Source organism: uncultured Campylobacter sp. (assembly GCF_938045535.1).
GTDB lineage: Bacteria > Campylobacterota > Campylobacteria > Campylobacterales > Campylobacteraceae > Campylobacter_B.
On sequence record NZ_CALIMQ010000211.1, the window covers coordinates 1 to 13,591 of the forward strand.

The following is a 13,591-nucleotide window of genomic DNA, read 5'->3' on the forward strand; positions in this document are numbered from 1 at the left end:
CGCTCTCTGCCGAGTTCCTGCGTTTGCAGGATGAACTGCTCAAAGCCGAGCGGGATCAGCGCTAGGCCGGGTTTAAATTTAGATTTTACGTCGACCAAGGCGGCTAAATTTAGAACGCACATCCTACCGCCGCAGATATTCGCTTCCGTCCGCGCGGTTTAGCGGATGATGTGGGCTGCTGGGGCGTTTTTGTTCTCATCCCACCAAATAAAATTTAAAATTTATGACATATGCGTGTTGCGTCGCATATCTTGATGACCGGCTGCCGACGTGCGCGAGTAAGCGGTTAAAATTTGCCGCGCGCTAGAAACGACGACTGATTTATAGGCAAAGCGCGCTAGGCCTTTAAATCGTCAAAATTTCAACTCCCAAATTCCTCGTAAAATTTATTTAGATAATCGGCGTAGTAAAAATTTTGATTTCTAGCGTCAAATCTACCCGCCAGCTCCAAAGCCGTTTTGTAGTCGCTCTCATCGCCGAACGCGCTAACTGCGATGAAAAATCGCAGGTCGTTTAGATCGTCGTTGCCATCAAGGATCGCCGCGGAGTGCTTGCGGGCCAAATTTAATGCCGTCTCGCGCTCATCCAGCCTAACGGCGATCTCGATTAGCGGCGCGATCTGATTTATGACGCGAGGATTTGACTCGATCGTCGCCGCGGCCTTTGGCAGCAGGATTTTCGCCTCCCAGGTCCTGCCTAGCGCTATCATACTAAAAAGTATCGGCGCGTAGGTTATGTGCGGCACCTCGGAGCAGGTTAGTTCGCCGGAAAGTATCGGCTCGGCAAGCCCCAGCGCCGCTTCGTGCTCGCCGGCAAAATTTAAATACGCGATCTCATCGCTTGCTTCGCACGCCTCGCAATCACCCATATCGTCTTTGGCGAGATTTTTCCACAGCTCATAGTTGGACCTTGCCTCCCTGGCATCGCCCATATCGATGTTTTGATTCATCAAAGCCTTGTAGTATGAGGCCAGCGAGAGCTCCAAGCGCTCGTAGTAAAACAGCATCGCCTCGTTTGCCTCGTCTATGAGCTCTCTTTCGATCACGGAGCTTTTGGCGATGCCCGAGACTATCCATTTAAATTTCCACAGGCAGCTCTCGAAGTCGCCGAAATTCGGGTATTCGCTTTCTTTTAAATTTTGCGCGATGTAGCCCGTGAGCCACATTAGCGCCCTCGTTCTTAAAACCGCGCCGAATTTTTCAAATTCCTCGTTTAGCACAAAGTCGCAAATTTGCGCGGCAAATTCGAAATTTTCCGCTTCTATGGCGCCCTTTATCGCGTCAAACAGATACTCCTCTTTATCCGCCAGCCTATCAAATTGCCTTAGCTTTTCATAAAGCCCCTCTAACGAGCCCTGTTTCATTCCTGATCCTTATTAAATTTTGCGATAATTATATCCGTTTAGTCTGAAGCTAAGCAGCTTATCGCGATTTTAAAGCCCAGAAGGCAAAATTTAAAATTTATAGCGTTATCTTAAAGCGGCTTTGCTCGCGCCGTTTTAGCGCCCCATTTGCCGCTGCGATAGGCAAATTTCAGCTTCGTTATATAAATTTGATATTAAAATGCCATACTCATAAATTTTTTAAGAAAAGGGGAATTTATGGAGATAAACATGCAGCGCCTTAAAAGCGAGTTTGAGCAGATAAGCCGCTTTGGAGCTTTAGTGGGCGGTGGGCTTACGCGGCTTGCATTTTCGCGCGAGGACAAAGAGGCGCGCGACTTCCTCATATCGCTACTTCAAAAAGAAAATTTCAAGATCAAAATCGACGATGCGGGCAATATTTTCGCTAAATTTGGAGGCGTTAAAAATCCCGATCTGCCGTCCGTAAGTGCTGGCTCGCATATCGATAGCGTGCCGCAGGGCGGCTTTTATGACGGTACGCTAGGCGTCATGGCTGCTTTGGAGGCGATCCGCACGGTGCGAGATAGCGGCGAGGAGCTTGCGCGACCGCTGGAGCTCATCGTCTTTGTTTGCGAGGAATCGAGCCGCTTTAAAATGGCGACCGTAGGCAGCAAGATAATCAGCGGCAAGCTATCGCGGCAGCGGCTGGGCGAGCTAAAGGATAAAGACGGAATTTCGCTATTTGACGCCATGCAGGATTTCGGGCTAAATCCCGCAAATTTAAAAAGCTGCATCCTGCCAAAATCCAGCTTTCATAGCTATATCGAGCTTCATATCGAGCAAGGGCCGGTATTACAGCGACGCGGCATCCCCGTAGGCATCGTCACGGGTATCGCCGCGCCCGTGCGATACGAGCTGCGGATCGAGGGTAGGGCCGATCACAGCGGCGCTACGCCGATGGATATGCGCTGCGACGCCCTAGCTTGCGCTAGCGAGATCGTTTTAAGCGCGGAGAGGATCGCCAAGGAGGGCAAAACCACGGTCGCAACGACGGGCTATGCAAATGCGCTACCCGGCGTGCTAAACGTGATCCCGGGCTCCTGCACGCTAGGTCTTGATATACGCGATATAGACGAGGATGCGCTTAGGGCAGCGGATGATAAAATTTGCGCCGCGATAGGTGAAATTTGCGCTCGCAGAGGGTGTAGATTTGAACTAAAAAATCTCATCAAGGATCGCCCCGTAAAGCTAAGCGAGGAGATGATAGATCTGCTTGAGAGCTGTGCCGACGAGCTTAAAATTCCAAGTCTGAGGCTTCCTAGCGGTGCGGGACATGACGCGATGAATATGACGGAGCTTGCGGATCGCGTGGGGATGCTTTTCGTGCCGTGCAAGGACGGCATCAGCCACAACGTAAATGAAAGCATAAACTGGCACGACGCCTTTGCCGCTACGAAGGTTCTGGCTGCGGCGATGTTAAGCTTAGCTAAAAAATAAAGGAGAGAAGATGGATGCTATCGCACAAAAAGTAGAGGCGCTCAAGAGCGAGATGATCGGGGATCGCAGGTTTTTCCACTCGCATCCCGAGACGGGCTGGTTTACCTTTTTTACGACCGCGGTTATCGCAGATCGTATGCAGCGCTTGGGCTATGAGATAAAGCTCGGTCGCGAGGTGGTAAAGGCAGAAGCGAGGCAGGGCGTAGGCAGCAAGGATGCCTGCGAGAAGGCGAAGCAGCGCGCCGAAGGGCTGCTAAACGCAGATCAGATAAAATTTCTTGATGCGATGGAGGACGGGCTAACGGGTTTAGTTGCCGAAATAGACACGGGGCGCGCGGGCAAGACGGTCGCTTTTAGATTTGATATAGACGGCGTGGACGTGACCGAGAGCACGGACGCGGATCACCGCCCTTTTAAGGAGGGCTTTCGCTCCGACATTAGCGGCATTACGCACGCGTGCGGGCACGACGGGCATATCACGATGGGGCTTGCTTTAGCAAAGCTGATCGCGCAGAGCCTAGACGATTTTAGCGGTAAATTTAGATTTATCTTTCAAACCGCCGAGGAGGGTACCAGAGGCGCCGTAGGCATGGAAGCTGCGGGCGTCACCAAGGGCGTGGATTATCTGCTTGGCGGTCATATCGGCTTTCAGGCAAACACGATGAGAGGTATCATCTGCGGCACCAAAAAGCTGCTTGCGACTACTAAATTTGACGTAAATTTAAAAGGCAAGTCCGCTCACGCCGCGGGCGCGCCGCAAAACGGAGCCAACGCTCTGCTCGCCGCAGCCGAGATGGCACTTGATATGCACGGCATCACGAGGCATGCAGACGGCGTCACGCGTATCAACGTAGGCGTGCTGCGCGCGGGCGAAGGGCGTAACGTCATCGCGCCTAACGGCTACCTTGCGTGCGAGACGCGCGGAGAGAGCACGGAACTGAATGAGTTTATGAAGTCCAAATGCATGGACATAGTGGAGGGCGTTTCTAAAATTTACGGCGTTAGCTACGATGTGCAGGTTACGGGCGGCACCGCAGGCGGCGATAGCGATGAGGCTACCACGCAGCTTTACGAGGATGCGGCAAAGGCATCGCCGTTTATCGACGACGATAAAATCGTAAGGGAGCTAAGCTTTGGCGCATGCGAGGACTTCGCGCATTTTATGCGCTCGGTCCAAGATGCGGGCGGCAAAAGCGGATATCTGATGATCGGCACGACGCTTGCGGCGGGACATCACAACGCCAAATTCGACTTTGACGAGGACTCGCTGCTTGCGGGGGTGGACGTGTATCTGCGCTGCGCGTATAAGCTAAACAGCAAAGCTTAAGGAAGGCGGCATGAAAAGAGCACTACTTCTAAGCGCTTCCAGTTACAAAGACAGCGGCTATCTGAACCACTGCAAGGGGTGGATCAAGGAATTTTTAGGAAGTCTTTGGGAGGATGAAATTTTATTCATTCCGTTTGCAGGTGTTAGGCGCACAAACGAACAATACGAGCAGAAGGTCGCGGACTGCTTGGAGAGTAATAATATCAGATCGATCCACCGCTTTGCCGATATGAAAGCCGCCGTCAAAAATGCCAAATCGATCTGCATCGGCGGCGGCAATACCTTCGTGCTGCTAAATGAGCTTTATAAATTTGATCTCTTAGGTGTGATCAAAGACGCCGTAGATAGCGGTACGCCGTATTTCGGTTGGTCTGCGGGCGCAAACGTCGCGGGCAAGACGATGATGACTACCAATGATATGCCGATCGTCTTCCCGCCCTCGCCGGTAGCTTTGGGGATATTTCCGTATCAGATCAATCCGCACTTTATAAGCGGTAAAATTTCAAACCACAACGGCGAGAGCAGGGAGGAGCGGCTGGAGGAGTTTTTGATCGTCAATCAAAATGACAGCGTCTACGCTATGCCCGAGGGCAGCGCATTTTTGATAAACGGAAACGAGTGCGAAGTGATGGGGCATGCGGACGTGCTGAAATTCGAGTACAAAAAAGAGATCTCGCGCATCGCCGTGGGAAGTAAATTTAAAATTTAAAAGGAGTTATCGTGCAGACGTTTAGGCTATTTTTGGCGCTTGCGGGTATCGTCGCAGTCGTCGCTTTACTGATCATGAAAAAAGATACCAAAACCGTGCTTATCGGCGTGGGTTTGGTGCTGTGCGTGCTTTGTCTAAAGCCGCTGGACGGGCTGGGCGCCTTTACCTCGTATATGACTAAAGCAGGTCTTATTAAGGCAATATGCGCCAGCATGGGTTTTGCCTTCGTGATGAAATTTACCGGCTGCGACCGCGCGCTCGTAAATTTACTAACCAGACCTCTTGGAAATATCGGATTTTTATTGATCCCTATCGTCGTGGCGCTTACATATTTTATCAATATCGCTATCCCCTCCGCTGCGGGCTGCTCGGCTGCGGTCGGCGCTACGCTGATCCCCGTGATGATGGCTGCGGGCGTTAAACCAGAGATGGCGGGAGCTGCGGTATTTGCGGGCACTTTCGGTAGCGTTTTAAGCCCGGGCTCGGCGCACAACGTATTTGTCGCCGATATGGTAAAGGCACACAACCCATCTTACACGGTTCAAGACGTCATCGGAGTGCAGTTTTCCAGCGCGATTGCCGCTTTGATCGTAGTTTTAATCGTAATGAGTATAACGGCGATAGTTTGCAAAGACTACACCAAGGGGGTGAATTATCTAGCGCAAAGAGAGGACGGCGCAAATTCCGCCGCGTCAAATTCCGCCGACGGTTCAAATTTAGATGCGCAGCCTCAGAAGCTAAACGTCTTGCACGCGCTTATGCCGCTAGTGCCTTTGGTGATCTTAATCATCGGCGGTACGTCCAAGCTCAACACGATCTCCTTTCTTAAATGGACCAAGATGGGCGTCGCCGAGGCGATGCTACTGGGCGCTATCCTCACCATCGCCGTTACTCTAACCGATCCTCAAAAAATTACGAAGGAATTTTTCAAAGGCATGGGTAGCGCGTATGCCGAGATCATAGGTATCATCATCGCAGCGGGCGTCTTCGTCGCGGGTCTTAGCGCGTGCGGAGCGATCGATTTCGTAATTGAGTGGCTAAAGGGCGAGCAGGGCTACGTAAAATTCGGCGGAACCTTCGTGCCGTTTTTTATGGGCGTCGTGACAGGCTCGGGAGATGCGGCGTCGATGGCGTTTAACACCGCCGTGACCGTGCACGCCGACGCGCTAGGCTTTGAACAAGATAAGCTCGGTATGGCGGTTGCGATAAGCGGCGCGCTAGGCAGGAGCGCATCGCCGATCGCGGGCGCTTGCATCGTTTGCGCGGGACTTGCGATGGTAAATCCTATTCAGATCGCCAAAAGAACGGCTCTAGGGATGTTTATATCCGTCTGCGTCATCGCATTTGTCATTTTATAAAAGGCTCATTTGTGGATATTGTGCAGAGGTTTTTAAACTACACCAAGATCAACACCACCACAAATAGAGTCGCGGGCGCTGCGGGCATAATGCCCTCAAACCCCAAGGAGCTTGAGCTCGCAGGCCTCATAAAAGGCGAGCTAGAAGCTCTAGGCATAAAAAATATCAGCCTGAACGAAAAGTCGATTTTAATCGCTAAAATTCCCTCAAATTTAAACTCGCCCGCTGCGAAAGTAGCGTTTTTTGCCCATCTTGATACCAGCGCCGAGCAGACGAATGATACCAAGGCTCAGATCGTAAGATACGAAGGCGGCGATATCTGCCTAAATAAAGAGCTAGAGATCTATCTTAAAGAGAGCGAAAATGAGGAGCTGCAAAATTATAAAGGAGATGAGATCATCGTAACGGATGGCACCAGCTTGCTAGGCGCCGACGATAAGGCGGCGATCGCCGCGATCGTGAATGCGCTGGAATTTTTCGTCCAAAATTCACAGATCAAACACGGAGAGATAATCGCCTGCTTCGTACCGGACGAGGAGCAGGGCTTGCGGGGCGCAAAGGCACTGGATGTAAGCGAGATAGGTGCGGACTTTGGCTACTGCCTTGATTGCTGCGGCATCGGCGAGTTTATCTACGAGAATTGGAACGCGGGCGATTGCGTCGTTACCTTCAAAGGCCAGTCCGCTCATCCGATGAACGCCAAGGGCAAGCTCGTAAATTCCTTGCTTTTGGCGCATAAGTTTATCTCGCTGCTGCCCGCAGGCGAGGCGCCCGAATACACAGAGGGCAAGGAGGGCTATTTTTGGGTCAAGGAGCTTAGTGGCAATAGCGCAAAGACCGTCCTAAAGATCGACGTGAGGGAATTTGACGAGAAAAGATACGAGCAGCGCATGGAATTTTTGCAAAAAACTGCGGACGGGCTTCGCGCGATCTGGGGCGATCGGATCGAAATTTCGCTAAACGACCGCTATAAAAACGTCTATAACTTTTTGAAAAACGACGACGCGCCGGCAATTTGCTTTGCGAAGCAGGCTTTTAAAAGCCTAAATATCGAGCCCAAGATCAAGCCTATGCGAGGCGGCTACGACGGCGCCGTCATCTCGGCAAAGGGGCTGCCGTGCCCGAACCTCTTTACCGGCGGGCATACCACTCGATCTACGAATACCTGCCCGTAGGCTCTTTAAAAGCGGCGAGCGAGGTGGTTAAGCGGATCATAACGCTGGCGGCGGCGCGAGCTTAGCTAGGGCGCTTTCTACTCCGCGCGCAGATTTGATTTTAATTTAGCTCGTTCATTCCGCCGCGGAATTTTATCTAGCGGACGGAATTTTGTTTAGTAAGGCGGAATTTTAGCTTGCTAAGCAAAATTCCACGCGGCTATGAAATTTTGCTTTACTCTGCTGAGCGCACGGTTTGGCGAGCTCAAAAAGGTGCGTTGTAAAATTTTGCCGCGTCCTGTGCTTTACGGCCCGCTTATTGTCGCGTCTTAATGCTCTTTGCATATGGTACGACCGCGCATTTTTGCAGCTTGTCGCGTTAAACTGCGGCAAATTTTATATTTCGACGATTTAGATGGCTAGCAGACACGCCGTATCGACTGGTAGAATTTTATTCTCGCGGCAGGCAGAGCGGACGTTTTTAGCGCAAGTGAGATCTATTTTTCGGGGCGACACAGCGTCGTAAGAGCGCTTAAAACGGCACGGAATTTCTTTAAATTAAAATTTACGGAAGCAGTCGGCCTGCATGCTGAATTATCTATAAACCGCGCGGGCTAAATTTAAGCACTCCGTTTAAAATTCTATCACAGCACTTTGTTTTAAAAGCGTAATTCAAGCTTAAAAAATAGGCTTAAATTTTATAAATTTATATGACAAAAAATTTTATTTAAATTAAGTAAAATTCCATGCAATATTTCTAGCATCGGAGGATATTGGATATAAAATCCTGCGTGGGCAGGGTGATAAATTTTGCCATAAATTTTTATGGCAAAATTATACGATCAGGCTCGCAGTGTGTTTAGTCTTAGCTGCGAATAAAGTCATTTAAGCTCTAAAGCTTATGCTGCTAGATAAGCTTAATTGGTATTTATAAAAATAACTCACGCCGTAAAATACTTGCGACAATTTCGCGCAATGGCGCTTTTAGGAATTAAATTCTGCGACATTAAATCATAAAATTCTAAAAATTATGAGCTACTTAGGAGGCGAAAACGGTCTATTTTTTCGCTTCTTTCTGCGCGGTCGGCGGGTCAAGCTGCATGATCTTATCGCCTAGACGCTGAAAATTTGCAAGGCTTTTTAGGTGGAAATACGCTAGCTCCAGATATCCGCGGCGCGCGAAATCCGCAAGCTTTTTATCGCTTAACTTCAAAAGCTTTTCGCGATTTACGACCGAAAAGCCGTTTAGCAGAGATGATTCCTTGCCGCTAGAGTTGATACCGAGCTCTTTGGCTTCTAAAATCCCCGCCTTTTGAAATTCCGCCGCCGCAACGCGCGTGCGCATATCCAAATCGGCGTAATTTTTCATCACCTCTTTTAAATTTTGTAAAAACGGCGTCGGCTTACCGTCTTTAAAAAGCGCCTCGCCGTCGCCCTTGATCTGCTGCGCGTCCTTATCGAAGCAGATCGCCGTCTGTTCGCCGATCTGGGCTAGGAAAAACGGATAATTCTGCACCGAAGAAGGCACAGTTCCTTTATAATCCTTATCGATTAGAACGTTTTTGGTGCGCCCTAGCAGCGCCACCATTTTGGGCTCTTTTTCAATGGTAAATACGATAACGAGGTTGTCCGCGCAAAACGGGATCTCCGGCGCGATCACTGGTACAAAAGGCGCGGTGGGAAATGCGTCTGCGTGATATTTCAAATCCGCGTGTTTAACGCTATCTAATACGACTGGGGTCATGTTGATCCTTTAAAAAATTTTAGCAATTATATAAAAAAGAATATTAAAATTCTAAAGATTTTTGGAATTTCGTTCGTTTTTATTTGCGCAAATTTAGACGTTTAGAATTTTAAATTTGATAGAATTGCCGTTAAATTTAAGGAGCGAAAGTGGGCTTGGATGAGCTTTTGGCGCTCGCGACGGACGCCGCAAAAAAAGCAAACGCCGCGATAATGCAAAACTACGACAAATTTGATGTCTTTGTCAAAGCGGACAGATCTCCGCTTACGAACGCCGATCTTGCGGCAAACGATGTGATAATGAGCACCCTGGAGCCTAGCGGCATCGCGATCTGCTCGGAAGAGTGCGTGCTGGATAGTAAGCGGCGCATGAGCGAGGAAAGATTTTGGCTGATAGATCCACTGGACGGCACGAAGGAGTTTATCGCGCGCAACGGCGAGTTTTGCGTCTGCATTGCGCTAATCGAGCATGGGCGCCCGATTTTATCGGCGATCGGTGTGCCCGTAAGCGGCGACGTATATAGCTCAAACGGCGGCGGAGTTTATAAAAACGGCGTGTTGCTCGTTCGCCCCGTTAGTGCGCCGCAAATCTTCATGCACGGCCGACATAGCAAATCCGAAAAATATCCGCAATTCGCGCAAAAATTTAAAATGCAGCTCGTGCGCAAAGGCTCTGCGATAAAATTTTGCATCTTAGCCGAAGGGGGTGCCAGCGCGTATGCGAGATTTAGCGACTGCTCACTTTGGGACATTGCCGCGGGGGATTTTTTGCTACATCAAAGCGGCGGAGCGGTAGTGGATCTAAAGACGATGAAGGCGCCGCTTTATAACGGAAAAAGCCTGATAAATAACCATTATTTGGCGGTCGGCGCGAATGCGATGAAAAATTTATCCAAAATGTTAGAATTTGCAAAGAATTTTTAAGTTAAATTTATAGTAAACGCTCTATAATATAAGTCCAAAATTTTTTATCAAAGGATAAAAACATGAAGGGTTTTACTATGATCGAATTAATTTTCGTGATCGTGATTTTAGGTGTTTTGGCGGCAATTGCCATTCCAAGACTAGCAGCTACGCGCGATGATGCAGAGGTCGTTAGGGCAGCACAGAATGTATCTACATCACTGACTGATCTAATGGCTTATTATACTTCGCAAGGCGAGTATGATAATAGCACGACAGGTTTTAATAATATGACGAATGTTAAAAATCCTATTACCGTAAAAGGCAAGACTTGTGCTACATATACCGTCGATAGCAAAACCAAGGTTACTCTTACAAAAAAGATGGACGGTTTATGTGCCCAAGTATGGGATATGCCGGGGTTAAAGAATATAAATGCCGTCTATGCGTCCGACGCTTTATTGATTATTAAGCAGTAGCTTCTTTGGCGCAGGGACTATCTCTGCGCCTTTTTATTCAAAAATCCAAGAAAAATTCCAATTATCCAAATAATTGCGAAAAATATAAAGATAAAGCTCCAAAATTGTGCCAGATCCACGCTTTTGCTTGCTGGAAACAGATACCAACCTCCGCTATAAAGCGCCGTTAGCTTAGCTTGCAGTCCCTCTAGCGCCGCGCCAGCAGGTAACGCCGGTATGTCGAATGCGCAGCTGTTAAATGGCTTAAAAATTGGCACTGCGCTTAAATCGAAATTTAAAAATCTCACCGCTCCACCGCAGCCGCTCATCCCGCTCATATCTCCGCTTCCTCGCAGTACCGTGTGAATTTTAGCTAAATTTAGCGATGAGACAAATCCCAGCGCCGCGCCATAAAACCATACCGCATATCCGCAAACCGCGCCGTAAACGCTCTTGCCGCAAATAGCTAAAATCACCGCTCCTAGCGCTATGGCGCAAAGTGCGAATCTCACGTGAATGCTAAAGCTTTCTGGATAGATAAAAAGGAATTTTTGCAAGAAAAAATATGAAAATGCTAGCCAAAAAAACGCCCAGATAGCGCAAAAAGCGAGAAATTTTTTAGAGTATCTGTTTTGAAATTTTAAAATCATAAAAATCCTTTCCGCGCATAATTTTATAATAAATTGCAGATATTTTTGCTAAAATCCCAACTTTTATAGAAAAAATTTCAAGCAAAGGGTAAAATTTTGAGGAATTTTTTACGCAAATTAGAAAGAGCTTTTGATGCGTTCGCAAATATTTTAGGCGTATTGAGTATCGTATTTTTGGCGCTTTTAGTTATAGTCGTTTTTTACAATGTTGTGGCGCGTTATCTTTTTCCAGCCGCAAATTCCGTTGCTATGCAAGAACTTACGTGGTGGCTATATTCGGCGATGTTTTTATTCGGTGTGACCTACGCGCTCAAAGAAAACGCCCACGTTCGCGTGGATATTTTTTACGAAAAATTTAGCCCCACTGCAAAAGCGCTCATAAATATCTTAGGTACGATATTCTTCATTTTGCCTTTCGTGGCGCTCGTGGCGTTTTTTTCGATCGATTATGTGAGCGAGGCTTATACGAGCCATGAGGCCAGTGCCAATCCCGGCGGTATGCAGCATCTTTGGATCATCAAGTCCGCAATCACGCTTAGCTACGCGTTTTTATTTATCTACGCATTTGGATTTTTGATTAAAAATATTAATGCCCTGCTTGATGTTAGGGAAAACAAGGGCTCGGAATTTCTTAGTGGGAATTCTTCGGGCGCACAGAGTGTGTGAGGGCAGAATGAGCTTAAATTTAAAATTCTATAAATTTTACGCTTTTCTCGCTTGGGCGGAATTTTGCCACGACGAGATAAAAGGTGGCGAGCTATGATAGGCATAGTGATGTTTGCGGCAGCGCTTTTTATGCTTTTACTGGGTTTTCCCGTTGCGTTTACATTTGGTGCTGTAGCGGTTATTTTTGGCTTTATCTACGGACTTAGTGAGGCGTGGGATTACGCGCAGGGCTTTGAAATTTTAACCGAAGCTTTCGAGGATATGAGTAGGCAGTTTTTTTCACTGATGCCTAATAGAATTTACTCGATTATGGAAAATCAGCTGCTAATTTCGGTGCCGCTTTTTATTTTGATGGGTATGATTTTGCAAAAGACTCGCCTTGCGGAGCGTTTATTAGAGTCAATGGCATTTTTATTCGGTGGCGTACGAGGCGGCGTGGCGATCAGCACTGTTTTGGTGGGCGCGTTACTTGCGGCTACGACGGGCATCGTGGGCGCGACTGTCATCGCTATGGGCATTATCAGCCTGCCCGTGATGATGAAATACGGCTATGATAAGCCACTGGCTACCGGCACTATCGCTGCTGCGGGCACGCTTGGGCAGATTATCCCGCCCTCGATCGTGCTGATTATTTTAGGCGATATACTTTCGGTCTCTGTGGGTGATCTTTTTTCTGCAGCAGTTATTCCGGGGCTCGTGCTAGTGGGTTTTTACGTGATTTATATTGCGATTATTTCATATATTTGCAAAGATTATGCGCCGCCTGTTCCGCCGCTAGAGGGACTTAGCAAATCAAAGCAAATTTTTATCGCGCTTAAAAACGTCGTGCCGGTGCTCGTGCTGATTTTGCTCGTCTTGGGATCTATTTTTGCGGGCATAGCTACGCCTACGGAGAGCTCGTCGGTAGGCTGTTTGGGTGCGATAGCGCTAGCCGTTTTGTACCGCACGTTTTCGTTTAGGCTGATCTATGACGCGCTAAAAAATACCGCTAAAATTTCGGGTATGGTTTTTATGATTTTGATGGGCGCCACGGCATTTTCGATGATTTTTTCTTACACGGGCGGAGATGAGGTCGTAAAAAATTTTATGGAAAATCTGCCCGGTCAAGCATGGGGATTTATCGCGCTTACGATGGTAGTTATCATAGTGCTTGGATTTTTTCTCGATTATGTCGAAATTTCATATATCATTTTGCCGATACTTTTGCCGATAGTAGAGTCTTTGCATATCAATCCTGTCTGGTTTGCGATCTTAATCGCTGTAAATTTACAAACGTCGTTTATGACGCCGCCATTTGGATTTTCGATATTTTTCTTAAAGGGCGTGACTCCGCCGCAAATCCACACCACGGACATTTACAAAGGTGTACTGCCCTTTATTTTGCTGCAAATTCTAGTGCTATTAACGCTCGCAATCTTTCCCGGGGTTTTTGGTTTAAAAGCTTTTTTAGGCTAGAAATATTAAAATTTGCGCATAAATTTAATCTTAGGAGCTAAAAATGGCTAAAAAGCTTATCGACGTTATGGATACGACCTTTCGCGACGGATTTCAGTCAGTTTTCGGCGCGCGCGTGGCGATGGCTGATTTTTTGCCCGCGGTTAGCGCGGCTAAAGAGGCTGGCATAACGCACTTTGAGTTTGGCGGCGGGGCGCGGTTTCAGAGCCTTTATTTTTATTTGAACGAAGACGCGTTTGCGATGATGGATAAATTTCGCGAAACGGTCGGGCCCGAGGCAAACTTGCAAACTCTAAGCCGCGGCGTAAATACCGTGACGCTAGATACGG

The 13,591-nt window shown here is 48.1% G+C and carries 11 protein-coding genes and 2 pseudogenes; 10 read left to right on the forward strand and 3 right to left on the reverse strand.

The features are described from left to right. Positions 1-361: 361 nt before the first annotated feature. Positions 362-1,363 (reverse strand): hypothetical protein, encoded by a 1,002-nt coding sequence (locus Q0095_RS06430; RefSeq protein WP_297882445.1) that lies wholly within the window; start codon positions 1,361-1,363, stop codon positions 362-364. A gap of 237 nt (positions 1,364-1,600) precedes the next feature. Here Q0095_RS06430 and Q0095_RS06435 point away from each other — a divergent pair, with 237 nt between their 5' ends. The 5 genes and pseudogenes from Q0095_RS06435 to pepT all read left to right on the forward strand — a co-directional run bounded on the left by Q0095_RS06435 (position 1,601) and on the right by pepT (position 7,473). After that, entirely contained in the window at positions 1,601-2,839 is a 1,239-nt protein-coding gene (locus Q0095_RS06435) for a Zn-dependent hydrolase (RefSeq protein WP_297882448.1), read from the forward strand. A 10-nt stretch (positions 2,840-2,849) separates the two neighbouring features. Further along, positions 2,850-4,166, forward strand: a complete 1,317-nt coding sequence (locus Q0095_RS06440) for an amidohydrolase (protein WP_297882450.1) — start codon at positions 2,850-2,852, stop codon at positions 4,164-4,166. A 10-nt stretch (positions 4,167-4,176) separates the two neighbouring features. Beyond that, a complete protein-coding gene (gene pepE / locus Q0095_RS06445; RefSeq protein WP_297882452.1) occupies positions 4,177-4,875 on the forward strand; it encodes a dipeptidase PepE in 699 nt (232 codons plus the stop codon). Positions 4,876-4,886: 11 nt separating this feature from the next. Continuing rightward, entirely contained in the window at positions 4,887-6,233 is a 1,347-nt protein-coding gene (dcuC, locus tag Q0095_RS06450) for a C4-dicarboxylate transporter DcuC (protein WP_297882454.1), read from the forward strand. 11 nt (positions 6,234-6,244) lie between these two features. Next, positions 6,245-7,473, forward strand: a pseudogene (gene pepT / locus Q0095_RS06455) (peptidase T). Positions 7,474-8,444: 971 nt separating this feature from the next. On the opposite strand, the gene Q0095_RS06460 reads toward pepT, so the two are convergent. Further along, positions 8,445-9,131, reverse strand: a complete 687-nt coding sequence (locus Q0095_RS06460; protein ID WP_297882459.1) for a SapC family protein — start codon at positions 9,129-9,131, stop codon at positions 8,445-8,447. 149 nt (positions 9,132-9,280) lie between these two features. Here Q0095_RS06460 and Q0095_RS06465 point away from each other — a divergent pair, with 149 nt between their 5' ends. Together Q0095_RS06465 and Q0095_RS06470 are read left to right on the forward strand one after the other, a co-directional pair. Beyond that, positions 9,281-10,054: a 3'(2'),5'-bisphosphate nucleotidase CysQ gene (locus Q0095_RS06465; RefSeq protein ID WP_297882461.1), complete on the forward strand. Its 774-nt coding sequence runs from the start codon at positions 9,281-9,283 to the stop codon at positions 10,052-10,054. Positions 10,055-10,116: 62 nt separating this feature from the next. Then, the gene (locus Q0095_RS06470) at positions 10,117-10,512 is read left to right on the forward strand and encodes a type II secretion system protein (protein ID WP_297882463.1); all 396 of its coding nucleotides are present in this window, start codon (positions 10,117-10,119) and stop codon (positions 10,510-10,512) included. A 17-nt stretch (positions 10,513-10,529) separates the two neighbouring features. Here Q0095_RS06470 and Q0095_RS06475 read toward each other — a convergent pair whose 3' ends face one another. Continuing rightward, on the reverse strand, positions 10,530-11,141 hold the full coding sequence (locus Q0095_RS06475; RefSeq protein WP_297882465.1) for a disulfide bond formation protein B: 612 nt from the start codon (positions 11,139-11,141) through the stop codon (positions 10,530-10,532). A gap of 96 nt (positions 11,142-11,237) precedes the next feature. Here Q0095_RS06475 and Q0095_RS06480 point away from each other — a divergent pair, with 96 nt between their 5' ends. The 3 genes and pseudogenes from Q0095_RS06480 to Q0095_RS06490 all read left to right on the forward strand — a co-directional run. Continuing rightward, a complete protein-coding gene (locus tag Q0095_RS06480) occupies positions 11,238-11,807 on the forward strand; it encodes a TRAP transporter small permease subunit (RefSeq protein ID WP_295150776.1) in 570 nt (189 codons plus the stop codon). Positions 11,808-11,900: 93 nt separating this feature from the next. Then, positions 11,901-13,262 carry a TRAP transporter large permease subunit gene (locus tag Q0095_RS06485; RefSeq protein ID WP_297882467.1) on the forward strand — a complete coding sequence of 454 codons (1,362 nt, stop codon included), beginning with the start codon at positions 11,901-11,903 and terminating at the stop codon, positions 13,260-13,262. A gap of 43 nt (positions 13,263-13,305) precedes the next feature. Further along, positions 13,306-13,591, forward strand: a pseudogene (locus tag Q0095_RS06490) (biotin attachment protein); the annotation flags it as partial.